This is a genomic window from Delftia sp. BGA-UO-ETr-SB1 (assembly GCF_059567865.1).
Map to the genome: position 1 here is coordinate 487,151 of NZ_JCAQOW010000004.1, position 25,033 is coordinate 512,183.

At 65.5% G+C, this 25,033-nt stretch carries 18 protein-coding genes; 14 read left to right on the forward strand and 4 right to left on the reverse strand.

The features are described from left to right. Position 1: 1 nt before the first annotated feature. The 8 genes from AC57B5_RS02715 to AC57B5_RS02750 all read left to right on the forward strand — a co-directional run bounded on the left by AC57B5_RS02715 (position 2) and on the right by AC57B5_RS02750 (position 9,240). Positions 2-1,483, forward strand: coding sequence for a sensor histidine kinase (locus AC57B5_RS02715; RefSeq protein ID WP_496398655.1), 1,482 nt, complete (start codon positions 2-4; stop codon positions 1,481-1,483). 272 nt (positions 1,484-1,755) lie between these two features. Next, positions 1,756-3,219 carry a His-Xaa-Ser system radical SAM maturase HxsB gene (gene hxsB / locus AC57B5_RS02720; protein ID WP_496398656.1) on the forward strand — a complete coding sequence of 488 codons (1,464 nt, stop codon included), beginning with the start codon at positions 1,756-1,758 and terminating at the stop codon, positions 3,217-3,219. Then, the gene (gene hxsC / locus AC57B5_RS02725; protein ID WP_496398657.1) at positions 3,219-4,352 is read left to right on the forward strand and encodes a His-Xaa-Ser system radical SAM maturase HxsC; all 1,134 of its coding nucleotides are present in this window, start codon (positions 3,219-3,221) and stop codon (positions 4,350-4,352) included. The genes hxsB and hxsC overlap by 1 nt, the downstream gene beginning before the upstream one ends. After that, on the forward strand, positions 4,349-4,990 hold the full coding sequence (gene hxsA, locus AC57B5_RS02730) for a His-Xaa-Ser repeat protein HxsA (RefSeq protein ID WP_013802946.1): 642 nt from the start codon (positions 4,349-4,351) through the stop codon (positions 4,988-4,990). Before hxsC ends, hxsA begins: the two co-directional genes overlap by 4 nt. 137 nt (positions 4,991-5,127) lie before the next feature. Then, entirely contained in the window at positions 5,128-6,846 is a 1,719-nt protein-coding gene (locus tag AC57B5_RS02735) for an FMN-binding glutamate synthase family protein (protein ID WP_099735148.1), read from the forward strand. Between the two features lie 114 nt (positions 6,847-6,960). Further along, a complete protein-coding gene (locus AC57B5_RS02740) occupies positions 6,961-7,239 on the forward strand; it encodes a hypothetical protein (RefSeq protein WP_013802944.1) in 279 nt (92 codons plus the stop codon). 17 nt (positions 7,240-7,256) lie between these two features. Beyond that, on the forward strand, positions 7,257-8,930 hold the full coding sequence (locus tag AC57B5_RS02745) for a PepSY-associated TM helix domain-containing protein (RefSeq protein WP_496398658.1): 1,674 nt from the start codon (positions 7,257-7,259) through the stop codon (positions 8,928-8,930). Then, on the forward strand, positions 8,923-9,240 hold the full coding sequence (locus AC57B5_RS02750) for a DUF3325 domain-containing protein (RefSeq protein ID WP_043824291.1): 318 nt from the start codon (positions 8,923-8,925) through the stop codon (positions 9,238-9,240). Before AC57B5_RS02745 ends, AC57B5_RS02750 begins: the two co-directional genes overlap by 8 nt. Positions 9,241-9,274: 34 nt before the next feature. On the opposite strand, the gene AC57B5_RS02755 is transcribed toward AC57B5_RS02750, so the two are convergent. Further along, on the reverse strand, positions 9,275-11,632 hold the full coding sequence (locus AC57B5_RS02755; RefSeq protein ID WP_496398659.1) for a cadherin-like domain-containing protein: 2,358 nt from the start codon (positions 11,630-11,632) through the stop codon (positions 9,275-9,277). A gap of 353 nt (positions 11,633-11,985) precedes the next feature. Here AC57B5_RS02755 and AC57B5_RS02760 point away from each other — a divergent pair, with 353 nt between their 5' ends. The 4 genes from AC57B5_RS02760 to AC57B5_RS02775 are packed head-to-tail and all read left to right on the forward strand — an operon-like array spanning position 11,986 to position 19,479. Then, a complete protein-coding gene (locus tag AC57B5_RS02760) occupies positions 11,986-14,310 on the forward strand; it encodes an ATP-binding protein (protein WP_496398660.1) in 2,325 nt (774 codons plus the stop codon). 4 nt (positions 14,311-14,314) lie between these two features. Beyond that, positions 14,315-15,526 (forward strand): EAL domain-containing response regulator, encoded by a 1,212-nt coding sequence (locus tag AC57B5_RS02765; protein ID WP_496398661.1) that lies wholly within the window; start codon positions 14,315-14,317, stop codon positions 15,524-15,526. Between the two features lie 20 nt (positions 15,527-15,546). Next, positions 15,547-18,807, forward strand: a complete 3,261-nt coding sequence (locus tag AC57B5_RS02770; RefSeq protein ID WP_496398662.1) for a hybrid sensor histidine kinase/response regulator — start codon at positions 15,547-15,549, stop codon at positions 18,805-18,807. Positions 18,808-18,825: 18 nt separating this feature from the next. Next, a complete protein-coding gene (locus AC57B5_RS02775; protein ID WP_034392317.1) occupies positions 18,826-19,479 on the forward strand; it encodes a response regulator in 654 nt (217 codons plus the stop codon). 412 nt (positions 19,480-19,891) lie between these two features. Here the strand turns inward: AC57B5_RS02775 and AC57B5_RS02780 are convergent, their stop codons facing one another. Then, entirely contained in the window at positions 19,892-21,049 is a 1,158-nt protein-coding gene (locus AC57B5_RS02780; protein WP_496398663.1) for an agmatine deiminase family protein, read from the reverse strand. 96 nt (positions 21,050-21,145) lie between these two features. Next, positions 21,146-22,009 carry a LysR family transcriptional regulator gene (locus AC57B5_RS02785; protein WP_496398664.1) on the reverse strand — a complete coding sequence of 288 codons (864 nt, stop codon included), beginning with the start codon at positions 22,007-22,009 and terminating at the stop codon, positions 21,146-21,148. A gap of 255 nt (positions 22,010-22,264) precedes the next feature. Between AC57B5_RS02785 and AC57B5_RS02790 the strand changes: the two genes are divergently transcribed. Both AC57B5_RS02790 and AC57B5_RS02795 read left to right on the forward strand, forming a co-directional pair. Further along, on the forward strand, positions 22,265-24,424 hold the full coding sequence (locus AC57B5_RS02790; RefSeq protein WP_496398665.1) for a methyl-accepting chemotaxis protein: 2,160 nt from the start codon (positions 22,265-22,267) through the stop codon (positions 24,422-24,424). 115 nt (positions 24,425-24,539) lie between these two features. Next, complete coding sequence (locus AC57B5_RS02795; protein WP_096915977.1) at positions 24,540-24,824, forward strand: immunity protein Tsi6 family protein; 285 nt, start codon at positions 24,540-24,542, stop codon at positions 24,822-24,824. Between the two features lie 39 nt (positions 24,825-24,863). Here the strand turns inward: AC57B5_RS02795 and AC57B5_RS02800 are convergent, their stop codons facing one another. Beyond that, positions 24,864-24,986: a hypothetical protein gene (locus tag AC57B5_RS02800; protein ID WP_257759936.1), complete on the reverse strand. Its 123-nt coding sequence runs from the start codon at positions 24,984-24,986 to the stop codon at positions 24,864-24,866. Between the last annotated feature and the right edge of the window lie 47 nt (positions 24,987-25,033).

Below are 25,033 nucleotides of genomic sequence, written 5' to 3' on the forward strand. Positions count from 1 at the left end.
CATGAAGCTGCGCCTGACACTGACCCAGCGCCTGTCCCTGGTCTTTGCCGTGCTGCTGCTGGTGTGCAGCGGCACCTCGGCCTGGATGCAGTTGCGCGCCAGCCGCATGCACGAGCTGGAAGTGGTGCAGGGCCTGTCGCGCGACGTGGCCGAAAGCATCGCGCGCGACGCCCAGCTGACCGACGCCAACGGCCTCATGCCCGGCGCCGTGCGCAGCTTCTTCAACCAGCTCATGCTGGTCAACCCCAGCGTGGAGGTCTACCTGCTGGACGCCGATGGCCGTATTGCCGGCCATGCCGCCCCCGATGGCCGCGTGCGCCGCGAGCGCGTGGACCTGGCGCCCGTGCACCGGTTGCTGGAAGGCGGCACCCTGCCCATCCTGGGCGACGACCCGCGCAGCGTCGAAGGCCGCAAGGTCTTCAGCGCGGCGCCGCTGCGCGTCAACGGCAAGGACGTGGGCTTCATCTACGTGGTGCTGCAGGGCGAGGCGCATGACCAGCTGGTGGCGCAGGGCTCGGCCAACTCGGTGCTCAGCACGGCGCTGTGGTCCATCGGCATGGTGGCGCTGCTGTGCCTGGTGGCGGGCCTGGTGGCCTTTGCGCTGATCACGCGGCCGCTGCGCCGGCTCACCGAAGAGGTGGCCGGCTTCGACATCCATGGCGCGCCCCCGGACCTGCCGCCCCCCCAGCCCGGCGCCGCACAGGACAGCCGTGACGAGATCGCCGTGCTGGACTCGGCCTACCGCCGCATGGTGGCGCGCATCGGCGAGCAGTGGCGGGCGCTCACGCGCCAGGACCAGGAGCGGCGCGAACTCATCGCCAACGTCTCGCACGACCTGCGCACGCCGCTGTCGTCCCTGCACGGCTACCTGGAAACGCTGCTGCTCAAGGACGCCGTGCTCGACGCCACCGAACGCCGCCGCTACCTGGGCATTGCCCTGGCCCAGAGCCAGAAGGTGGGCGAGCTGGCGCAAAGCCTGTTCGAGCTGGCGCGCCTGGAGTACGGCTTTGTCCAGCCCGAGCCGGAGCCGTTTTCCATGCCCGACCTGGTGCAGGACGTGTTCCAGAAATTCGAGCTGCGTGCCGAGGCGCGCCAGGTGGCGCTGCGGGCCGACTTCCCGCCCCGGCTGCCCGTCGTCCAGGCCGACCTGGGCATGATCGAGCGCGTGCTGGGCAACCTGCTGGACAACGCGCTGCGCCACACGCCCGGCGGCGGCAGCATCCAGGTGGCGCTGGCGGCAGCGGGCAACGCGGTCGAAGTCACCGTGGCCGACACCGGCCCCGGCATCTCGGCCGATCTGCGCGAAGGCCTGTTCGAGCGGCCCTTCACCGTAGGCGGCGCCCGCCGCGGCGGCGGCCTGGGCCTGCGCATCGTCCACCGCATGCTGGAGCTGCACGGCTGCCGCATCGAACTGGTGGACCAGCCGGGGCAGGGGGCGAGCTTCCGGTTCGTGCTGCCGGCGGCAAAGCCACGCGCTGTCTGATGGGCCATGGCGTCCGGGAAACCGGAGGCCAGCACATGGCAGATCAAGGTCTCTGACAGTTTCGCAATCCATGAATGGGAATCGGGCAATACGCAATCCATTGCGTTGCCAATTCCTGAGAAAAAACCTCTTGCACCTGGATGTTGCAAAATGTTTATTCATGGTGTGAAAAAGAAACTGACAAGGAGACGCCGTGGCGATGAGCATCAATTCAAGGTTTTGGTCATTGGCAAGCACCAATGCACAGCATGCATCGTGCATGCGAATTTGCCATGTCCCATAGCGGCACATACGGTGCAGTATATGCACCTCAAGTCCTTGCGTTTCGCAGCCGGCGCCTGTCCGATGATGTGATCGTGGCTACGGCAGATAGCGGTGACCATGCATTCTTCTCGGCAGCGGAATTCGAGCAATTTAACCAAAGGCCATCAACGCTGCCCTTGCGCCGCCAAGCCGAGTTGCGGGCCCGATTTTTACTGGGCAGCAACGACTCCGCAAAGGGTATGCGCAGGCTGTTGGCTTCGCGCAGGGCAGCCAAGCGCGAGACGGTTTCCAGCGGGCCCGCCCTGCACATCATTGTTCCCACGCTGCAATGCGCTCACTCGTGCCGCTATTGCCAGGTCAGCCGCGCTCTGGACGATCAGGGCCACACCATGTCGGTGCCTGACCTGGATGCAGCCTGCGACACCGTATTTGAAAGTCCTTCCCGTGTCCTGACCGTGGAGTTTCAGGGGGGTGATCCTCTGCTGCGTTTCGATCTGGTCCAGCGCGCAATCGTGCGCATCCATCAGCGCAATGCATCCGAGGGGCGCCAGATCCGGTTTGTCATCGCTTCGACGCTGCACCAGCTGGATGCGGCGATGTGTGAATTTTTCAAGACGCACGGCGTATACCTTTCCACCAGCATCGACGGGCCTCCTGGCATTCACAACCGCAATCGGCCAATTCCTGGGCGCAACGCCCATGCGCGCACGCTTGCCGGGGTGGCGATGGCAAGACGGTTGATCGGGCCTGATTCAGTATCTGCATTGATGACCACGACCAAGGCATCGCTGGCACATGCCGATGCCATTGTTGACGAGTACGTGCGGCTGGGTTTCAAGGAGATTTTCCTGCGGCCATTGAGCAGCTATGGCTTTGCCAAGCGCAATCAGGCCTTGCTGGGCTACTCCGTGGGCGAGTTCTTCCGCTTCTATCAACAAGGCCTGTCGCGCGTTCTGCATTGGAACGCGCAAGGAGTCGAGATCAGGGAGGTGTATGCCAGCATCCTGCTCAACAAGATTCTTTCCACCTTCGACGCAGGTTACGTCGATCTGCAGAGTCCCACAGGCGCAGGCAGCAGTGTGCTGGTCTACAACTATGACGGCCATGTCTATCCCAGCGATGAGGCGCGCATGCTTGCAGAGACTGGCGATACATCGTTGCGCATGGGGCGCATAGGCACGCCAATGAGCGCATTGCTGGAGACCGAGGTGCGGCGCAGCCTTGTCGAATCCAGCCAGACACAGGCAATGGCGGCGTGCCGCGAATGCGCCTACAGCATGTTCTGTGCGCCCAATCCTGTGGACGCACAGGCGCAGTTCGGCAAGTTGTTGGTGCCGGCCGAGGACACCGAGCATTGCCAGCGTCACATGGGTTTGTTCGACGCCATGTTCAGGCTTTTGCATGGCGCCGATGAGCCATGCCAGGATCTGCTGCACCGCTGGGCGCAGCCTGTCGGCGAGGGGGCGGCCTGATGCGCCGGATAAAGGCATTGCTGCAGCCGGGCTGCGAGCCTGTGGTGCACCGGGTGGTGAGCTTCAACGATGTGGCGGCACAGTGGTTGCCGCATTTGCGCTTTCTCGTCCTTGTGCAGTCGGAGCAGGAGCGACGCCGCGTGGATGACTTGGGAAAGTCAGGCCTGTCCAATCTTTGCTGGGTGCAGGCCTGCGATCTGCAGGCCGGAGATGTCGTGGTCCCGCATGCCAGCAGAGCCGAGCTTGTGGTGCTGTTGAGAGAGGCAGACTCGCACCATGCGCTGTTCATGACCAACCGCTGCAACAGCTACTGTCTCATGTGCTCGCAGCCGCCGACAACAGCGGATGACAGCTGGCTGGTGGATGAGGCGATTGACGCCATCCGCCATTTGCGCCGCGCCCCAAGGGTGTTGGGACTGACGGGAGGGGAGCCGCTGCTGCTGGGCCATGGTCTTAGGCGTGTTCTGGATGCCATTGCTGCCCATTTGCCCGAAACGCGCGTGGAAGTCCTGACCAATGGACGCTTGTTCAGCAATGCACAAACCGCAGCGAGCATCCTGGGCGGCCTGGACACGACCGTGCGCTGGTTGATTCCACTCTATGGGCACGCGGACTTTGTCCATGATTTCGTGGTGCAGTCTCCTGGCGCATTCGACGAAACAATCGCGGGCCTGCTGGCGCTTCAAGACCATGGACAACAGGTGCATTTGCGAACCGTACTGATAGAGCCCGTGCTGGAGATCCTTCCCGAGTTGGCAGGCTTCATCGGTCGCAACCTGCCGTTCGTGAATGAACTGGCATGGATGGGCTGCGAGCCGACAGGTTTTGCGTTGGCCAATCGACAGCTGTGCGAAGTGGATCTAAGCGATTGGGGCGCAACGCTTGAGCAATCGTCGCGTGTGCTTCGCCGGCATGGCGTCCCCCAACTGTTCATGAATTTGCCGCTCTGTGTCTTGCCAAGGCCGCTGTGGCCGCTCGCGCATCGCAGCATCTCCGACTGGAAGAACGTATATGCCCCGGAGTGCACGGAATGCGCAGTGAAGTCCCGCTGCGCGGGTCTGTTTGCATGGCATGAGAAAGGCTGGAAGCCAGCGCCGCTGAAGGCGTTGGACGCTATCGAGGTAACCGCATGAGCAAATTTATCCGCAACATCTCGCTGTTCGTCGCGGGACTGCCGCTGCTGGCAACCAAGAGCCTGTCGGCCGCGCCTGCAACGGCGGTTGAGCTGGAGCCTCTGGAAGGCCCTGGCGCTGTTCCGCTGCGCCCATTGAACAGGGAAATGGACAATCTCTTTGCGGGCCACCGCTCGCATTCAAGCCATCGTTCCCATTCAAGCCACAGTTCGCACTACTCAGGCTCTGGCGGCAGCAGCTCCAGCTACCGGGCTCCGGCGTATGTGGCGCCCAGCCCTGTGCCTGCACCGGCTTACTCGGCACCCGCTCCTTCTCGCTATGCGCCATCCTCAGGCACCACTTCCAATCATCTGGTGGACACTCCGGGCGCCAGCAAAGCACCACAGACCTATCCAGGCACCACCGGGGCAGCGTCGTCACGCGAGGAATTGACGCACCCCGAGAAGCTGCGGCTTCAGATCATGAGGGTGCAGATCAAACTCAAGAACCTTGGTCTCTATGACGGGCCGATTGACGGGGTAATGAACGAGGGAACGCGCACGGCTCTGCGCTACTTCCAGGACCTCAAGGGGCTGCAGAGAACCGGCACGATGACGACGCCCACGCTCAACGCCATGGGGATTCCTGCTGTCAATTGAGATGTGTCGGCGGCTCCGGCCCAGGGTGCCGGCCATGCCGGGGAATTCGCGGCGTCGCTGCGTTACCCTTGTGCACAGCGCGCCCTCGACGGCGCGGCATGCACAAGATCGTCAACACGCCCCCAAGGACCCACGCCATGTCAACGTCTGCCTCCCCGGTTCATCGCCTGCCCGCATGGGTGCCGCTGCGCTACACCACGTTCTGCCTGAGCCTGGTCGGCAGCGCGGGGCTGCTGGTGGCGGCGCTGGTGTGGGGAGGGCTGTGGTGGTGGCTGGGCTTTGGCGTGTGCGCCGCGCTGGCGCTGCTGGGCGTGCGCGACATGACCCAGGTGCGCCATTCGGTGCTGCGCAACTACCCCATCATCGGTCACCTGCGGTTTCTGCTGGAGTTCATCCGGCCAGAGATGCGGCAGTACTTCATCGAGTCCGACCATGAGGCGCTGCCGTTCTCGCGCGCCCAGCGCTCCCTGGTGTACCAGCGCGCCAAGGGCGACCCGGACAGCCGCCCGTTGGGCACGCAGCTCAATGTCACGGCCCAGGGCTATGAATGGGTGAACCATTCCATGCAGCCCACCAAGCTGGCCTCGCATGACTTCCGCATCACCATCGGCTGCGCCGATGAAGGCGCCTCGCCCTGCACCCAGCCCTACAGCGCCAGCATCTTCAATATCTCGGCCATGAGCTTCGGCGCGCTGTCGGCCAATGCCATCCTGGCGCTGAACAAGGGCGCGAAGATGGGCGGCTTTGCGCACGACACGGGCGAGGGCTCCATCAGCCAGCACCACCGCGTGCACGGCGGCGACCTGATCTGGGAGGTGGCCTCGGGCTACTTCGGCTGCCGCAACGACGATGGCAGCTTCAACGAAGAAAAATTCATCGCCAACGCCACCGACCCGCAGGTCAAGCTCATCGAGATCAAGCTCAGCCAGGGCGCCAAGCCCGGCCACGGCGGCATGCTGCTGGGCGCCAAGGTCACCCCTGAGATCGCCGCCGCGCGCGGCGTGCCCGTGGGCGTGGACTGCATCAGCCCGTCCAGCCACAGCGCCTTCAAGACACCGGTGGAGATGATGCATTTCATCGCCCGCCTGCGCGAGAAGTCGGGCGGCAAGCCCACGGGCTTCAAGTTCTGCGTGGGCCATCCCTGGGAGTGGTTCGCCATCGTCAAGGCCATGCAGGAGACGGACATCACGCCGGACTTCATCGTGGTCGATGGGGCCGAGGGCGGCACGGGCGCGGCGCCGGTGGAGTTCACCGACCACGTGGGCGTGCCGCTGCAGGAAGGCCTGCTGCTGGTGCACAACACGCTGATCGGCGTGGGCCTGCGCCACCGCATCAAGATCGGCGCGGCCGGCAAGGTGATCACGGCCTTCGACATCGCGCGCATGATGGCGCTGGGCGCCGACTGGTGCAACGCTGGGCGCGGCTTCATGATGGCCCTGGGCTGCATCCAGGCGCAGAACTGCCACACCGGCCACTGCCCCACGGGCGTGGCCACGCAGGATGCGGCGCGCCAGAAGGCCCTGGTCGTGCCCGACAAGGCCACGCGCGTGGCCAACTTCCACGACAAGACCCTGCATGCGCTGCAGGAGCTGGTGCAGGCTGCGGGCCTGGAGCACCCTTGCGACATCACGGCCCACCACATCGTGCGGCGCATCTCCGACACCGAGGTGCGGCAGCTGGCCAACCTGGTCCTGCGCGTGGAGCCCGGCGCGCTGCTGGGGCCGCTGGACAAGCAGCACAGCGTGTTCAAGCTCTACTGGCCGGGGGCCAGCGCCCACACCTTCCAGTTCGCGCCGCCCACGCTCAAGCCTTCGGCGCCGCAGGCCAAGGCGCAGGCGGCAGGCCAGGCTGCCTAGAGACGCCACGCAGAGAAGACAGGCGCCACAGACCACAGCCGATTACAGGTTTTAACAACCCTCGGGGATAATGCGCCCCGAGAACTTGGTGCACAACTGTATTTTTCTGTGTAAATGAAAACTATTTTGGTTCGCATTGCGGCTGCCGTCTTCGGCGGCTATGCCTTCACCTGGGGCTTCATCGCCCTGGGCGTCGTGCTGATGTTTGCCGCCGGAATGGAGTTCCACGATGCCGAGCATCTGGGCTACATCCTCGGCTTCCTGGTGTTTCTGACGGTGTTCCTCTGGGCCTTTGCCGCCCAGAGCCTCCCGCGCGTCTGGGCCGTGCTGGCCGGTGGCGGCATTGTCATGACCGGCTGCGCATCACTGCTCCAGCAGATGCTGCTGCCCTGATCCGGAGATCGCTTCCCATGTTCCAGAATTTCCGCCTTTCCATGGCCTGGCTGCACACCTGGTTCGGGCTGGTGCTCGGCTTCGTGCTCATGGCCGCCTTCTTCTTTGGCGCGCTGTCGGTGTTCGACCGCGAGATCGACCGCTGGGCCATTCCGGCCTCGCGCTTCGAGCCCACGCCCATGCCCTCGTACGACCAGATCCTCAAGCCGGTCTTCGAGTCCATGCAGCCCAACGCCCAGGCGCGCGAGGCCATGCGCGGCGAGGTCAACGGCCCGCTGCCCGAGCGCTTCGACACGCCCCAGCGCTGGGGCGCCTACACCACGCACCGCGACCCGGTGCTGGGCCTGTTCGCCGGCTACGAGGTGGCCAACGCCAAGAAGCCCGAGACCCTGATCTGGGCCATGCGCACCATCGACCCGCGCAATGGCGAGTCCCTGCCGGACGACCACCTCAAGATCGGCAGCCAGTTCTTCTACCCGCTGCACTACAGCCTGACGCTCAACTGGATGGGCCTGGGCTACTGGATCGTGGGCTTTGCCGCACTCATCATGCTGGTGGCCCTGGTCAGCGGCGTGGTCATGCACCGCAAGATCTTCCGCGAGCTGTTCACCTTCCGTCCGAAGAAGGCCACCCAGCGCAGCGTGCTGGACCTGCACAACATGACGGGCGTGGTGGCGCTGCCCTTTCACTTCTTCTTCGCCTTCACGGGGCTGGTGATCTTTGCGGGCATCTACTTCCCCATCACCCACACCCAGCTGGAGCCGCTGCACGAGCTGCACGAAAAAATGGAGGCCGAGGAAACCGGCCTGCCGCACGACCGCGCCGGAGTGGCCGCGCCCGTGGCCTCGGTGGACGCCATGGTGGCCGAGGCGCAGCGCCGCTGGGCTGCCAAGGGCATGGCCGGCGACGTGGGCTTTCTGTCCGTCACCCATGTGGGCGATGCCAATGGCTACGTCAGCGTCTACCGCGCCGGCACCGACCGCATCGCGCTCACGGGCGAGGGCATCCACTTCAAGGCCAGCACCGGCGCGCTGCTGCGCGAAGACCCGCCGCGCACGGCCGTGGACAGCCTCAACACCTTCCTCACCGGTCTGCACCTGCAGCACTTCCGCCACTGGTTGCTGCGCTGGCTGTACGTGCTCGGTGGCCTGGCCGGCTGCGCCTGCATTGCCACCGGCTTCGTCTTCTTCGTGGAAAAGCGCAAGAAGCAGCACGCCAAGCAGGGCGTGCAGGGCGCGCGCGTGGTCGATGCCCTGGCCGTCACCACCGTCACCGGCATGCTGGTGGCCGCCCTGGGCATGCTGATTTCCAACCGCCTGCTGCCCGAGGCCATGCCCCAGGGCTGGCCGGGCCGGGGCGACATGGAGCGCTATTTCTTCTGGGCCGCCTGGCTGCTGGCCATGGCGCATGCCTTTGTGCGCAGCGCCCCCGTGGCCCGGGGCCTGCCCAACCCCGCCTGGCGCGAGCAGTGCTGGACCGTGGCCGCCATGGCCGTCACGGCCGTGCTGCTGAACTGGCTGACCACGGGCGACCACCTGTTCAAGACCCTGGGCGCGGGCTACTGGCCGGTGGCCGGCGTGGACCTGTTCATGCTGGCCAGCGCCGTGCTGGCCGTGGTGGTGGCGCGCAAGCTCAAGACGCGCGCCGTGCCCGCCATGCCCTCGCGCGCTGCGGAGGTGGCCCATGTCTGAGGGACTGATGGACGCACTGCTGCTGGCCGCCGCCTTTGCCGCCTCGCTGGCCGGCATGGGCTGGTTCGCGCTGGCCAAGGACGTGCACTGGGAGCAGGTGCACGGCGACATGCCCCAGCCCGATGGCAAGGTCAGGCTGCTGCGCTGGCTGGGCGTCTCGGGGCTGGCCGCCTCGCTGGGACTGTGCCTGGCGGTGGACCATGCCTCCATGGCCTCCCTGGTCTGGATCATGACGCTGGCCGCTGCCGCCCTGGCCATTGCCTTCACCCTGACCTGGCGGCCGAGCTGGTTGCGCTGGCTGCCGGCCTGACGTTTGCGCGTGGGCCTCTGCGCCCGCTGCAGGCTCAGGCCTGCCTTTTCCTCATCCTGCGGCTGGCCAGATAGGCCATGCCGCACAGCAGCGCCAGCATGCCGCCCTTGCCCAGGCCGGGAACGGCCTGGACATTTCCGGGGCCGGGACCGGGCCCTGGGTCCGTGCCCGGACCGGGGTCGGGATCGGTGCCCGGGCCCGGGTCGGGAGGATCGGCAGCGATCACCTCGATGGACACGGATGCCGGTGCGGCAGCGCTCTGGTGCCCGTCGGATACCGTGAAGGCGAAGGTATCGGACCCCGAGTAGCCGGCCGCCGGCGTGTAGACCAGCGTGCCCGTCTGGGGATCGAAGCCGCTGATGCCGCCATGGGCGGGGCCGGTGGTGATCTCGAAGCGCAGCGGGTCCGACTCGAAGTCCGTGCCAGCGAGGGTGATGGACAGCGCCGTATCCTGCGGCGTCGTGACGGCTTGCGGCAGCGCCACGGGGGCGGCGTTGGCCGCCATCGCGTTGGAAAAGCGCGAGGTGTCGCCGGTGGAAATCCGGGTGGCGGTCGCCGTGACAGCGGCCTGGTCGCCCGGGGGCATGGCGCCCTTGAACGCCAAGGGCGCATGGCCGGAGGCATCGGTGGTCACGGTCTGCGAGCCCAGCAGAACCTTGCCGGCGGCGCGCTCCACCAGCCCGTCGGGCAGCCTGGGCGTCGAGAAATACTCGATGCGCATGCTCTCGTTGGCGACGCTGTCCAGCGTGCCGGACAGGCCGTCGGGCGTCACCGTGAGCAGCACCGGATCGGCAGGATCTCCGTTGGCCAGGCTGGTTCGTGCGATGCCTCCCTCGGTATTGCCGTAGATGGCATTGCCGAGCATGGAGACGCCCTTGACGTCGTCCCCCCGCAATCCCACGCCGAACAGCCTGTTGTGCGCAATCACGTTGGCATGTGCCGCGTCGTCACCGCCGACCAGGGTGTCATGGGCCTTCTGGAAAAAGGAAACGCCTTCCCCATTGGGCAGGGCGGTTCCCTGGGGACTGACGCCCACGTAGTTGCCCTGCACGAGGTTGTTCTTGCCGGCGCCCTGGAACTGTATGCCGGACGCCTTGCTGCCACCGACGATGTTTCCGCGCACGGTCACCTCGTCCGAATCCTTGATGACGATGCCCCATTGATTGGGCAGCATGGTGCTGGCATCCAGACTGGTTCCCACGATATTCCCGGCAATCAGGGTATTCGAGTTGCGTGCGGCGTAGTTTCCATTCAATTCAATGGCCGTTTCCTTGTTTCCGGCAACCAGGTTGCCGTCTTCAGGGCCTGTGCCAATGCGATGTCCGCCTTCCGGCGAAAAGAATACGGCAATGCCTGGCCCATTGTTGGCAATCATGGCCGTGCCGGCTGCATTGGTCCCGACACGGTTGCGGGTCACCAGCGTGTGCGAGCCGGAAATGGAAATCCCGGATGAACCACCGGTTTCCCTGACATTGCCGGAGACGAGGTTGCTGTCGATCAGCGTGCCGGTAAATTCGGATGCCACGCTGATGCCATTTCCCTGGTTTCCCAGGGCCACATTGCCGGTGATATCGGTGCCTATGTAATTTCCCTGAATGATGTTTCCTGTACCGACGCCCGGCCAGGAAAGCCATACTCCGGAATTTTCCGCCGCGGAAATGACATTTCGTCCGCCAACATCCAGACTACCGATGCGGTTGCGGTTGCCGGAGTTGACAAGGATGTTGCTGCGATTGCCCATGGCGACCGTTCCCGATGCGTCAACGCCTATATGGCAGCCCAGCACGGTGTTGCCGTCGCCGGTCACCGCCAGGGCGGTGTTGAAGCCGCCTATCGCCAGACCGCGCACCGTGATGGCGCCTGCCAGCTCGAGCCCTGTACCGAACTCGGAGCTGCCTGCCTGCAGCGTGATCAGGGGGCGGCGTGGCAAGTGGTCCTCATAGCCGGGTTGCGTGCTGGCGTCCACCGTCAGTGATGTGGCCGGTGCAATGGGCTGCATGAGGCTGCCATTCCAGTTGCTTTGGGTGACGATGGTCTGCTCTCCCCCCGCACCGATGCTGAACTCGATGCGGTTGTCGCCCCCTTTGTTGCGGTTGGCGTTGGCGTAGGTGATGGCGTCGCGCAGGGAGCAGGGTCCCAGGCCGGTGCTGGCGCACGGGCCGCTTGCGTCGGCGGCGCTGTCCACCACGACGGTCCATGCATGGGCCGTGGCGACACAGCCTTGCAAGAGCAACGCCAGGGCGAGCAGGCGCAGCGGCCTGCTTGCCTGCCTGATAGTGAATCGTCGCCTGTATATCCTCATTGCCATTTTTACTTCCCCTGAAATGGGCTGCCGAAACGCATTCTGGATATTGCGCAATACAGGACGTGAAATAGCGCTGGCATTCTGCATGCGCGACGTCTGTGTGCAATATCACAGGGGTGGACAGAAACGGAGCAGCCTTTGTCGATGAATCAATCCGGCAATGATCTCCAGGGCATCGGAATATTGGTTTAAGAATTTTCTTAAAGTGACAGGAATAATGGCATCTTCAAAGAGAGTTGACGATTTTCCGATGGCGGATCGATGCTTGAAATCGCTCTTTGGCGAGGCGGCGTGCAAGAGGTTTCAGTATTAAGAAAATTCTTAGACCAAATTCTCCTTTTGATTCCTAAGATTTGGCAATGCGCCAGTTTCAAGCTCTCTTGTTTTCTTCCAGATCGATACAACACAGGCTGTGCCTGCCCCTGGCACGGCGTGATTTGATGGCATTTGCACTGGCGATCATGGCCATGCTGGCCTGTGCCGGTCACGGCGGCAGGGACGACACCGCCCCGGCGACGCCATCGCGCAGCCTGGGCCATGTGCCCGTGCGAGACATTCAGTTGTTTTTCATGGACCGATGTTTCCTGCTGCTGGACGCTGCGGTGGGGGCCACGCACGCAGCCATCCACACGCAAGCCGGTTATGCCTGGCCGTGGCGCGCCAGCGCACCGCAGGGCCAGCCCGGGCCGCACCATTCACTGATGCAGGCAGGCCGGGCGCTTCCCGAATCCCTGTTGCTGCGCAAATCCGCGAACAACGCCGGATGGCTTGCAGCCCGTTGGGAGCCCGCGCGGCAGCTGGTCAGGGCCCATGTCTGGCTGCTGCTGGGGTCCGTGTCGCTGGGACTTGCCTTCATGGCTGCACTTGCATGGTGCGTGCGGCGGCTGCGCCGCGGCGTGCCGGCATCGGCCTGGAGCCGGGCAGGCGCCTGCGCCTGCGCCGCCGGTGATGCGCTCTGCCGAAAGCTGCTGGACACGGCCCCCGTGGGCCTGGCGCTGGTGCGGTGCAGCGATCGCAGCCTGCTGCTGTCCAACGGACTGGCACGGCAGTGGGTGTGCAGTGATTCTTCGTGGTTCGAGCATGCCGTTGCCGAGGGTGCGCAGCAGGGCCGGCGCGAGCTGGTGCTGGGAGACGGCCGGCTGGTGGAGGTCAGCACCACGCACACCAGCCACGCAGGCGAGCCGGTGGTTTTTTGCCTGGTCAGCGATGTGACGGCGCTCAGGCAGGCGCAGGCAGCGCTGGTCGATGCCAAGCTGCGCGCCGAATCGGCAAGCCAGGCCAAGACGCAGTTTCTGGCCACCATGAGCCATGAAATACGGACGCCGCTCTTTGGCATCCTGGGAACGCTGGAGCTGCTGGCGCTGTCCAGGGCTCCTTCCGAACAGACCCGCTACCTGGGAGCCATGCAGCAGGCGTCGGCCTCCTTGCTGCGCATCGTCAACGACAGCCTGGACCTGTCGGCCATCGAGGCGGGCCGGCTGCAACTGGAGGCCCATGCGTTCTCGGCCACCGAACTGCTCGACAGCGTGGCCGCAGGCCTGCTGTCGCGTGCCGAGCAAAAAGGGCTGCAGCTGTATGCCGTCTCCGATGTGAAAACGCCGCCCCTGCTGGTGGGCGATGCCTTGCGGCTGCGGCAGATCCTGGACAACCTGGTGGGCAATGCCATCAAGTTCACGTTCTCCGGCCATGTGGCCATCCGCCTGCAGGTCATGGGAGAGAGCGAGGAAGGCACCGACCTGCGGTTCCAGGTGCAGGACACGGGCATCGGCATCGACCCGGAGCAGCAGCCCTTCCTGTTCGACCCGTACTTCCGTGCCCATGCGGCCACGCAGCAGCAGGTCCAGGGCGCGGGCCTGGGGCTGTCCATCTGCCTGCGCCTCAGCCAGGAGATGGGCGGGCGGCTGACGGCCGCCAGCCAGCCGGGACTGGGGACCTGCGTGTCATTCGAACTGCGCCTGCCGCGCGAGAGCGCGGCAGGCTATGAGGCAGTGCCCAGTCTGTTGCCGCACACCGTCTACGTGGATGGCGCCATTCCGGAAGTCGTGCACAACCTGTGCGCCTGGCTGCGGCATTGGGGCGCCATGGCCCAGCCGTACCGGGAGCAGGTGCAGGGCCCCAATGAACAGGCGGTGCTGGTGCAAGCCTGGCCACGGTCGGTGCGCCGTCCGCAATGGACGGGCAAATGCGTTCTGGCGCTGGCGCCGGGCGAGGTCCCCCGCGAAACTCTGCAGGCCCGTGTGTGGGAAACCAGCATGCCTGGCGTGCTGGCCGTGGGCCAGGCGCTGGGCATGGCCCAGCAGGGCATTGCGCCGGGCGCGCGCCCTGACCTGTACGCCGCCGTTCCCCCGGTCCACGAGCCGATGGGGCTGAGTGTGCTCATCGTCGAGGACAACCCCATCAACAGAATCATCTTGCGAGAGCAACTGCAGGTGCTGGGCTGCGAGGTCCAGCAGGCCAGCAATGGGCAGGACGCGCTGTCCATGCCCGGCCTGCTCGAATTCGACGCCGTTCTCACCGATCTGCACATGCCGCTGCTGGACGGCCTGGCCCTGGCGCGTGCGCTCAGAAAGCGTGGCTACGGCCGCCCGATCGTCGGGCTGACGGCCAATGCGCAGCCGCAGGGGCAGACGCAGACGCAGACGCAGACGCAGGCGCAAGGGCAGGGCGACGGACTGCCGGCCGGCTTCGACAGCCTGCTGTGCAAGCCATTCACGTTGGCGGTGCTGCGCACCACCCTGAACCACATCAAGCAATGCAGGAACTGATCCCATGCTGTCGACATTCAAAGTACTCATTCTTGACGACCACGCCCTGTGCTGCGAGCACACGCGCAGCCTGCTCATGGAGGCGGGAATCGTGGACACGCACATTGCCTGCAACGCACGCGATGCCCTGCAAATGCTGCGCGATGGCGGGTTCCACCTCGTCATCACCGACCTGAAAATGCCCGACATGGACGGCCTGCAGTTCATCAATGAACTGAGCCAGCGTGGCCTGCATCCCATGCTCGTCATATCCAGCTCCTGCTCGCGCCGGTTGATGAACAGTGTCAGTCTCATGGCCAAGGAGTCCGGCTTTTCCGTCATCGGGATGTTTCAAAAGCCGTTCGGTGCGGACCATGTCCAGGTCTTGGCCAGACAACTCAGGTCCTTGCGTGCATACGAGAGGAAAAGCGCTCCAGGCATCAAGGAACGGCCGATTTTCGCCAAGGCACACCTGATCCAGGCGCTGGAGGAGAAAACCATACAGGCCTGGTTCCAGCCCAAGAAATCCCTGCTCACGGGCCACACCGTCGGTGTGGAAGCGCTGGCGCGCTGGAACGATCGGCAGTTCGGCTTCATGATGCCGGGCTCGTTCATGTCCGCCATCCGGTTCCATGGCCTGGACCATGCCTTGCTGGTGCGGATGATGGAAGACGCCATGTCGGCGCACCTGGCCTGGCGCAGTGCCGGACATGTCGTGCCTGTGTCCGTCAACCTGCCGATACCGTTGCTGGACGATATCGGCCTGCCGGATGAGTTGCACGACATGGCGGCCCGGTGCGGCATCGCTGCGGAGAACATCACGTTCGAGCTGCTGGAGGACCAGGCCGTCGGCATACCTGCCAACTACTACATGTGCGCGAGCCGCCTGCGGCTCAAAGGCTTCGGCCTGGCCCAGGATGACTACGGGCGGGGTTACAGCTCGATGTACAGCCTCATCTCCACGCCCTTCACCGAATTGAAGATCGACCGGGCCTTCGTGGCCGGCGCCGCGGGTGACGAGGTGCGCACAGCCGCCTTGACATCGTCGGTGCAGCTGGGGCGGCAACTGGGCCTGACGGTGACGGCGGAAGGGGTGGAGACCACCCAGGACCTGGAGTTGCTGCGCAGCATCGGCTGCGATTGCGTGCAGGGATATCTGCTGTCCGCCGCGGTGCCCGCCAGCGAATTTGCCCTTATGCTGGCATCCGAACCCCGACACCAAGGCAACCCCACCTGACCCAAGCACGCAAGGCGTCCATGCCCGACTCCCCGTTCAGCAAGATCACACGCACCACACGCTGGCAGAACCGGGTACTGTTTGGAGTGCTTCCCCTTGCGATCTTCCTCATCGCCGTGCTGCTGTGGGGCTCGGAGAGGATCTTCGAGCAGGAGCAGGGCCGCCTGGCCTTGAACTTCTCCGCCATCGTCGGCTCGCTGGACGAGCAGGAGATCTTTCTTCGGCGGCTCAAGGGCCGCAACGAGTCCTGGAAAGCGCTGCCGGACCAGAGAGTAGCCACCATCGTCGACGTGCCCGCTCCTGCGCAGGCGGACTACCGCATGTTCCGTGGCCGTGAGGCCATCGGCGGCATTCCCTTTTCACTGCAATGCTCTGCGCGCGCGGCCTGCGACACGCTCCCGGACCGGCTTTTCTCGCTGGGCAGCTCCCTGGCCGCGGGCTATTCCTCCTTCTGGGCAGGCTCCTACTTCCCTGCAGCCGCTGCCTTCTTCACCAAGGAGGACGGGGCGATCAGCATCGGCGTGCCGGCCATCGACGTGCCCATAGGCAACGAGAGCGTCACGCAGGAAATGTTCGACAGCACGATTGCCGCCGTCAAGGCGCATCTGCGGGCCAGGGCCGCCGATGCCCGGCCGGGCGCCGGCTCCACGGCGCCGGCGCAGGAGATCGTCTGGTTCCGGTCGCCCCAGTTCCCGGAAAAGATGATCGGCATGGTCGCAGCCGGCTTTTCAAGCCATATCGATGCCGGCGACGAAGCCGCCACAAGCCCGATCTACGCCGCCATCCTTTTCAGCCGCCAGCGCATCAGCGCCATAGAAAGATCCATCCATACGCTGCCCAGGCATCTTTTCTGGCTGGAGCACCGGGATTTCGGCGTGCTCATGGGCACCGGCCCGGTGCCGCAGGTGGACGAGGCGGGGATGCGGTACACGCGCAATGGCCTGATCCTCAAGACCGAGGATGCCTCCGGCCGGTGGACCGGCTACTACCAGGTGGACTACGCCACCTTTTTCCAGGGCCGGCTGTTCGCCCCTTCTGCCGGCCTGGTGCTGGCCCTGCTGCTGAGCCTGCTGGCCGGTATTGCCTATACCCGCTGGTTCAACCGCAAGGTGATTGCGCCTGCCCAGGAAGCGCAGCGGGTCATCGTCGAGAGCAATCAATTCAACAGGACGCTGATCGAAACCGCCCCCGTGGCTGTCTGCCTCGTCGCCTACGGCAGTGGAAAGATCATCTTCAGCAACTCGCTGGTGCAGGAGTGGCTGCACTCGGCCGATGGCTACCTGCGCCCCGGCTCGCCGGAAAACAGGGCAGCGCTGGATGAAATTGTCCACGCCAGGGCCGCAGGAACCATGGAGCAACTGGTCACCGCGCAGGGCCGAACGCTTTACGTGGCCTACGCGCCCACCCGCTACCTGGGCCAGGATGTGACGCTGTGCGTGTTTGCCGACGTCAGTGCGCGCGCAGAAATCGAGAGCAATCTGGAGCGGGCAAGAATCGCGGCGGACGAGGCCAACGAGGCCAAGTCCACCTTTCTGGCGACCATGAGCCACGAGATCCGCACGCCGCTGTATGGCGCGCTGGGCACGCTGGAGCTGCTGGGCCTGACCGAGCTCACGCAGCTGCAGCGCAAGTATGTGGACCGTATCGAAGCCTCCTCGTCCATCTTGCTGCAGATCATCAGCGACATCCTGGACACCAGCAAGATTGAGGCGGGCCAGTTGCAGCTGGAAAAGGCCCCGTTCAATCCCCGGGAGCTGGTGCAAAACTGCACCAGCTCCTATGCCGCCATGGCGCAGCAAAACGGCCTGCTGCTGTTTTCCTGCGTGGACGCGCAGGTGCCCGAGTCGGTGCTGGGCGATGCGGTGCGCATCCGCCAGATCCTGGGCAATCTCATCAGCAATGCCATCAAGTTCACGGAGGCCGGCCATGTGATCGTCCGCCTGCGCAGCGTGCCGGGAACGGCCTCCCAGGTCCGGCTGGTGTTCGAGGTCTGCGACACGGGCGTGGGCATAGAAAAATCCCTGCATGGCGAGCTTTTCACGCCCTTTTATCTCGTCAAGAACAGCAGCCGCACTGCCCGTGGAGCGGGCCTGGGCCTGTCCATCTGCTGGAGCCTGGCCCGGATGATGTCCAGCTCCATCGAGGTCTGGAGCGAGCCCGGCCTGGGCAGCCGGTTCTGGTTCGAGCTGGGGCTGGAGACCGTCGCGCAGGAGGAGGAGGAGGCGCCCGAACTCAAGGGTGCCCGCATCGCGGTGCGCACTCCCCACCCGGAACTGACGGACAACATCTGTGCCTGGCTGCAGCGCTGGGGCGGCCAGGCCCGCGCGGCGGGCGCCGCCCCGGTGGCCGCGGACAAGGATGAACTGCTGCTGGACGTCCTGTTGCCGGCGGACAGCCCCGCGCCCGGATGGACCGGGCCGCACCTGAACCTTTCCTCGGCGGACAACCGGGGCATCGATGGGCACAACGTCCTGAGCATCGGCTTGGGCATTGCGCAAGTGCTCGGCGGCGCACAGCGCTCGGCCGGCTCCGGCTCCGATCTGCCCCTGTTCGACCTGCGCGTGCTGGTCGCCGAGGACAATCCCGTCAACCAGGTGACGCTGCGCGGCCAGCTCGAGAGCCTGGGCTGCGAAGTCACGGTCGCCGACGATGGGGAGGAGGCGCTGGCGCTGTGGGACATCAGCCCGCACGATCTGGTGCTGACGGACGTGAACATGCCCTACCTCAACGGCTACGAACTGGCGGAGCGGCTGCGTGCGGAGGGCGTTGCCTGCCCCATCGTCGGCGTGACCGCCAATGCCATGCTGGACGAGGAAAACCGCTGCCTGAATGCCGGCATGAATGCCTGGCTGGTCAAGCCCATCCCGTTGCGCACGCTGGTCCGCACCCTGGAGAAGTTCGCGCCGAAAAAGCGGCTCCGTCCGGCGCCTGCCCAGGCCGGTACCCCGGTGGGGGACACCCTGCAGCCTGCGGCCCTGTCGGAGCCCAACGTACTGAAGACGCACAGGCAGGTCTTCGTGCAGTGCATGAACGACGACATCGCAATGCTGGCCCGTGGCCTGGATGAGCGCCGGCCCGACCTGGCCGCGCAGGCGCTGCATCGCATGCGCGGCGCCTTGCTGCTGGCCAGGATGCAGGAGCTTGCCGCGCGCACCCAGTCGCTGGAGGACCAGCTCCCGAACGGAACCCGGGAGCCCGGCCTGCAGGCCGCGCTGTCAGTCCTTCTGGCCGACCTCTTGGCTGACCTTCGCGCCATGATGGCGCAATTGCCCCAGCCCTAACCCTTTGCTTGCGATCCCATGAAACTGAAACTGCGCATTGCTGTCGTGGACGACCACGCCGTGGTCCTGCTTGGCGTCAAGGACTTCCTGGAGCAGGACCCCAATCTCCAGGTCGTGGCCACGTTCAGCACGCCATCGTCCTTGATGCAATACGCCAGATCGAACCCGCTGGACGTGGTTCTGACCGACTACTCCATGCCGGGCGACGATGTCTATGGCGATGGCCTGCGCTACGTGGACTATCTGATACGCCACTTCCCGGACATCAAGGTGCTGGTGCTGACGACCGTCTCCAACCCCATGATCATCTCGGCCCTGTATGACGCCGGCGTCGCCGGTGTGCTGCTCAAGGAAGAGCCGCTCACCCAGATCATGGCGGCGCTGCAGTGTGTCCGCCTCAATGCCCGCTACTATTCGCCCTCATTCCAGGCCGACACGCCCAGGCAGGAGCGGTCCGTTTTCCTGGCCGAGCGCGCCAACAGCCTCTCGCCGCGCGAGTTCGAAGTCCTCAGGCATTTCGCCAATGGCGAGTCCATCACCGAAATCGCCGCACGCCTGCGGCGCAGCGTCAAGACCGTCAGCCTCCAGAAGAACTCCGCCATGCGCAAGCTGAACGTGGACAGCAACCAGGACCTGGCGGCCTTCTGCGCCGAGCACCATCTCTTCGACTGACCGGCCTGCGGGCTGCACAAGCCGGTCACCCTTTTAGCGCCTGGCCTTGCGCCTGGCCGCCGTCCTCGATGTCCCCCTCACCCAGGGGATAGTACGGTTCGGACGACATCAGGCGAAACCCCAGAAGTGCCCCGCGCCGGCTTGTCTTCATCGCCAGGGGCGCCTGGCAATGCACGCAGCCATAGTTCACGAAATTGGCGTCCTGCTCCAGTGAATAAAAGCGGAACCTCAGTCCGGGGTGGGGCGTTGACAGGCTTGTATTGCTCAGCAATTCGTAGCACGGGTCGCACAGTTTCTGGGACGTTCTCTTTGGCTGCATTTCTGGAAAAAACGGATCGATATACCGCTCTCCAGTCTTGCCCGGCCTTGCGCAGCCCAGGTTAAGACGATTCTTATTGCCGCACGGCGCGCATCAAAGCGGCTGCTGCTGTGTCGTGCAGTGGATGCCGCCGCCCCCGGCGGCAATCGCATCGATGTCCAGCTGCACCACCTCGCGGCGGGGAAACAGCTCGCGCAGCAGGGAGCGGGCGTTGGCGTCCGCGCGGGCATCGCCAAACTGCGGGGCGATCACGGCGCCGTTGCACACATAGAAGTTGATGTAGCCGGCCGCGAACTCCCTGGACTCCAGCTTGCTGCGCACCGACGAGGGGCCCTTGAGCACCTGCACGTCGAGCTTGCGGCCGCGCGCGTCTGTGGCCTGGCGCAGTATGTCCAGGTGGCGCCGCGTGACGGCGTAGTCGTAGGAGTCCGGGTCGTCGTCCAGGCCCGCCACCACCACGCCGGGCGAGGCAAAGCGCGCATAGAAGTCGGTGTGCCCGTCCGTGATGTCGCGGCCCGCAATGCCGGGCAGCCAGATGATCTTGCGCAGGCCCAGCAGGCGCTTGAGTTCGGCCTCGCAGGCGCTTTTCGACAGGCCCGGATTGCGGTTGGGGTTGAGCACGCAGCTTTCGGTGATGAGGGCCGTGCCCTGGCCGTCCACCTCGATGCCGCCGCCCTCCAGCACCAGCGCGGTCTCCAGGTAGCGCACGTTGGCGGCTTCGGTGACAAAGCCCGCCACCTCGGCATCGTTGTCATGCGCCTGCTTCTCACCCCAGCCGTTGAAATTGAAATCCACGCCCGCCAGTTCGCCCTTGCTGCTGCCAGTGCCGCTGCCCAGCTTGCGCACGAAGACCGGCCCGGTGTCGCGCATCCAGAGGTCATCCACGGGCTGCACATGCAGCTTGACGCGGTTGCCGCACAGGCGCGCGGCCAGGTCGTAGTCGCGCTCGCGCACCAGCATGTTCACGGGCTCGAAGGCGGCAATGGCGCGCGCAATGCCGGCCAGGTGCTCGCGCGCGGGCTCCAGCAGGCGGCGGCCCCAGACCCTCTCGCTGGGGCCGAAGGACATCCAGGTGGACTGGTGCGGGTCGCCCTCGTCGGGCATGTGCCAGGTCGCCAGGCTGTCCGGGTCTTGGCGGCTGCCTTCGGCACGGGCTTCCGTGGAGCGGGCGGCGGCGGTGCCGGCCAGGGCCGCCATGGGCGACAGGCCCAGGCAGTTCAGCAGGCAGCGGCGGGAAAGGGCGTAAGGCATGGTGTCTTCAGCAGGTGCTTGGGGGAATGCTGCGATTGTCCGAGCCCGTATTCATTCTGAAAATTGATATCTTTTGCCGTAATCAATCAACCCAGCTCATGATTTGGCAAGCGGCACCGCCTGCTCCACCAGGTAGTCAAACACCTCGCGCACCAGCGCCATGCGAGGCTCCCCCTCGATGCGCGACATCCACAGGCGGCCCAGCGCAAAGGGTGGAATGCCTTCCACCAACTGCAACCGGCCCGTGCCCAGTGCCTCGTCCGCCAGCAGGCGCGACACCACGGCGCAGCCACGCCCGCGCAGCGCCGCGTCCAGTAGCAGGCGTGCGTCGTCGTAGATGGCGGTCTTGTGCAACTGGCCCAGGTGCTGGCGGATGAAGGGGCCGGTGCGGTCGCTGGTCAGGTCTTCCTCCAGGCACAGCAGGCCGGCGCCTGTGTGCGGCCCGGGTGCGCGCACGGCCACCAGCTCGTCGGCCAGCAGAGGCACCTGCAGTACATCGGTCTGCCGCAGCGGCTCGCGGGTAATGGCGATGTCCACATCCAGCTCGTCGATGTAGCGCGCCGTCTCGTCGGTGGAGACGATGGGGCACAGCTGGGGGTGGCGCTGCAGTAGGCCGTCCAGGCGCGGCTGCAGCCAGCCGCTGGCCACGGGGGCGGGGCAGACGATGGTGACCAGGCTGTCGTCCATGTAGGTCTCTATGCGGCTGAGCCCGTGGCGGATCTGGTCCAGCGACTTGCCCACGCTGTCCAGCAGCAGCCGGCCCGCCACCGTCAGCTCCACGCCGCGCCCCTTGCGGCGGAACAGCGGCTGGCCCAACTGCTGCTCCAGCTGCGCAATCTGGTGGCTCACGGCGGATTGGGAAATGCACAGCTCCTCTGCCGCGCGCGAGTAATTGCCCAGGCGGGCTGCGGCCTCGAAGCCGATCAGGAACCGGAAGGAGGGGAGGCGGGCATTGGACATGGGACACGGCAGACAAAGCGGTGGAACCGGAATTGTCGACGCACCCAGCCGAAGCCGGGCGCGATGGCCGGGCGCTGTCGTTGCAACACTTGGTTACTTCCTTGACCCATCTCAAATCCCGCATGCGGCAGCGTCGATACGCTTCGGCCCATGAATCACCAGGGCTTGACTTTGGTCAGCATGGCTTGGCACGCAGGCATTCCCCGCCTGTGCGCGCACAACAGCGGCGCACAACGCCGCACAGGAGATGCATCAATGCACATCGGTCAACGTTTCTGGCGCCGCCAAGGATTGGGCGCAAAGCTGTCACTCACCAATTTTGTCTGGGTCGCCGCCATCCTGGCGCTGCTGGTGCTGGGCATTGCCTGGGATGTGAGCAAGTCCCTGCAGAAAAAAATGCACAACGAGATGCAGCAGGGCGTCCAGATGCTGCACAACTTCGTCGAGTCCACCGACAAGGAGCTGCGCCAGCGCACCCAGTTCCTGGCCGACAGCCTGGCGCGCAGCCTGCAGGGAACGCTCAGCCTGGACACCAGCGGCGGCGAACCCGTGCTGAGCCTGGACGGCCAGCCGCTCAACGGCAACGATGCGCACCTGCAGGCCTTCACGCGCAGCACCGGCGCCGTGGCCACCGTGTTTGCGGCCCAGGGGCAGGGCGACTTCGTGCGCATTGCCACCACGCTCAAAAACGAGAAAGGCGACCAGAGCGCGGCCGTGCTGGGCAGCCGGCTGGACCGCGCCCATCCCGCCTATGCCGCCATCCAGGCCGGCCAAAGCTACATGGGCCTGGCCCACCTGTTCGGCCGCCAGTACATGACGCAGTACCGCCCGCTCAAGGACGCCTCCGGCGCCACCGTGGGCATCGCCTTCGTGGGCCAGGACTTCTCGCAACTGCTGGAGCACTTCAAGGACTCCATCCGCGCGCTCAAGGTGGGCCAGACCGGCTACTACTACGTGCTCAATGCCGAAGACGGCCCCCAGCGCGGCCAACTGGTCGTGCATCCCGCCCTGGAAGGCCAGAACATGAGCGATTCCAAGGACGGCGATGGCCGCTTCTTCATCCGCGACATGCTGGACCGCAAGCAGGGCAGCATGGCCTATCCCTGGACCAATCCGGGCGAAACCCAGGCCCGCGACAAGCTGGTCGTCTTCAGCCAATACGCACCCTGGAACTGGGTCATTGCCACCAGCGCCTACGTGGACGAAGCCGTGTCCGAGACCCGCAGCCTGGTCCTGCAGTTCGCCCTCATGGGCCTGGGCGCCGTGCTGCTGCTGTCGGCGGCATGGTTCTGGCTCATCCGCCGCATGATCGTGCGCCCCTTGAAGCAGGCCAGCCACATGGCCTACGCCATTGCCGATGGCGACCTGACCGTGCGCATCGCCAGCGACCGCCAGGATGAAATCGGCCACCTGCTGGAAGCCATGAACACCACCAGCTCGGGCCTGACGCGCGTGGTCGGCAGCGTGAACGAACAGGCCCACAGCGTGGCCCTGGCCAGCGCGGAAATCGCCCAGGGCAACCAGGACCTGGCCGCCCGCACCGAAAGCGAAGCCAGCGCGCTGGAGCAGACCGCCGCCGCCATGGAAGAGCTGGGCTCCACCGTGGCCCACAACGCAGATCACGCGCAATCGGCCGACCGCATCACGCGCGAGGCCCAGCGCGTCGTCACCGAAGGCGGGCAGGCCGTGCGCAAGGTCGTGCAGACCATGCAGGGCATAGACGCCAGCAGCAAGAAGATCGCCGACATCATCGGCGTCATCGACTCCATTGCCTTCCAGACCAATATCCTGGCCCTCAACGCCGCCGTGGAAGCGGCCCGAGCGGGCGAGCATGGCCGGGGCTTTGCCGTGGTGGCCGAGGAAGTGCGCGCCCTGGCAGGCCGCAGCGCCGAGGCCGCCAAGGAAATCAAGCAGCTCATCAGCCACAGCGTCGCCGAAATCCACACCGGCAACCAGGAGGCCGCGTTTGCCGGGGAAACCATGGAGCAGGCCATGGAGGAAATCCGCAAGGTCACCCAGCTCATCTCGGACATCAGCCACGCCAGCGCCGAGCAAAACAGCGGCGTCGCCCAGGTGGCCGAGGCCATCACCCACATCGACCAGACCACGCAGAAGAACGCGGCCCTGGTCGAGGAAATGGCCGGCGCCGCTGCAGGCCTGCGCCACCAGTCCGATCAACTGGTGCGCGTGGTCTCGGTCTTCAGGCTGCCGGGCGGCAGCGGTGCGCCGCTGCAGACTGCGGCCCGCGCAGCGAGCGCCACGCAAACCACCAGCGCCGCAATCCCCCGTGGCCCGGCCCTGGCGCCCAGCGCTGCTGCGGCCAAGCCCGCAGCATCGGCCGCCCCGGCAAAAACGGCCGCCGCCAAGCCCGTCGCCATGGCCTCCACGGCCGATGACGACTGGGACAATTTCTGAGAGCCACCGGGTGAGGCCACGGGAGCCTGGAGCCCCTGGCTCCAGCGGCCCGCCCTCTCAGGCCCGCGGCGCTCTGGCATGCTCTGCAGCCACTCCATGAACCGGTTGAATCCCATTGACGCCCCTTGAATACATCGATCGCGCCCTGGCGCTGGTGGCCCAACGTGCCCTGGCCCTGCCAGGGCACGATGTCTTCCAGCACCTGGCGCAACAGCTGCAATACGTGCGTGCGGTGCTGCTGGACCGGGGCCTGGATCGCTCCAGGCTGCACCAGATCACCATCGGCAGCGTTGCGGTCAAGGAGTTCGACGAGACCGATCCAGAGCTGGCCCGGGCCCTGAAGGATGCGCACTACGTGGCCGTGCAGACCGGACGCGGGCTGAAGATCGATTTGCCCTGAGCGCGCTCCAGCAAAGGAAATGGCCGGGGCAGTTTGGCGCTACGCCAGCGGAGTCTCGAAGACCACCCGGCCCAGGCGGCTCTTGACGATGTAGCTATTGCCGCTGATCTCGGCGGTCTTGAAATAGTCGCGGCGGTCAATGAAGCCGGGCACATCGCTCATCCACAGTTTTTGCGGGGTGCTCTGGCCTGCCCTGGTCACTTCGCAAT

Coding starts and splice junctions, on each gene's coding strand:
- AC57B5_RS02715 (WP_496398655.1), top strand. CDS start 2: ATGAAGCTGCGCCTGACACTGACCCAGCGCCTGTCCCTGGTCTTTGCC.
- hxsB (WP_496398656.1), top strand. CDS start 1,756: ATGTCCCATAGCGGCACATACGGTGCAGTATATGCACCTCAAGTCCTT.
- hxsC (WP_496398657.1), top strand. CDS start 3,219: ATGCGCCGGATAAAGGCATTGCTGCAGCCGGGCTGCGAGCCTGTGGTG.
- hxsA (WP_013802946.1), top strand. CDS start 4,349: ATGAGCAAATTTATCCGCAACATCTCGCTGTTCGTCGCGGGACTGCCG.
- AC57B5_RS02735 (WP_099735148.1), top strand. CDS start 5,128: ATGTCAACGTCTGCCTCCCCGGTTCATCGCCTGCCCGCATGGGTGCCG.
- AC57B5_RS02740 (WP_013802944.1), top strand. CDS start 6,961: ATGAAAACTATTTTGGTTCGCATTGCGGCTGCCGTCTTCGGCGGCTAT.
- AC57B5_RS02745 (WP_496398658.1), top strand. CDS start 7,257: ATGTTCCAGAATTTCCGCCTTTCCATGGCCTGGCTGCACACCTGGTTC.
- AC57B5_RS02750 (WP_043824291.1), top strand. CDS start 8,923: ATGTCTGAGGGACTGATGGACGCACTGCTGCTGGCCGCCGCCTTTGCC.
- AC57B5_RS02755 (WP_496398659.1), bottom strand. CDS start 11,632: ATGCAGAATGCCAGCGCTATTTCACGTCCTGTATTGCGCAATATCCAG.
- AC57B5_RS02760 (WP_496398660.1), top strand. CDS start 11,986: ATGGCATTTGCACTGGCGATCATGGCCATGCTGGCCTGTGCCGGTCAC.
- AC57B5_RS02765 (WP_496398661.1), top strand. CDS start 14,315: ATGCTGTCGACATTCAAAGTACTCATTCTTGACGACCACGCCCTGTGC.
- AC57B5_RS02770 (WP_496398662.1), top strand. CDS start 15,547: ATGCCCGACTCCCCGTTCAGCAAGATCACACGCACCACACGCTGGCAG.
- AC57B5_RS02775 (WP_034392317.1), top strand. CDS start 18,826: ATGAAACTGAAACTGCGCATTGCTGTCGTGGACGACCACGCCGTGGTC.
- AC57B5_RS02780 (WP_496398663.1), bottom strand. CDS start 21,049: ATGCCTTACGCCCTTTCCCGCCGCTGCCTGCTGAACTGCCTGGGCCTG.
- AC57B5_RS02785 (WP_496398664.1), bottom strand. CDS start 22,009: ATGTCCAATGCCCGCCTCCCCTCCTTCCGGTTCCTGATCGGCTTCGAG.
- AC57B5_RS02790 (WP_496398665.1), top strand. CDS start 22,265: ATGCACATCGGTCAACGTTTCTGGCGCCGCCAAGGATTGGGCGCAAAG.
- AC57B5_RS02800 (WP_257759936.1), bottom strand. CDS start 24,986: ATGAGCGATGTGCCCGGCTTCATTGACCGCCGCGACTATTTCAAGACC.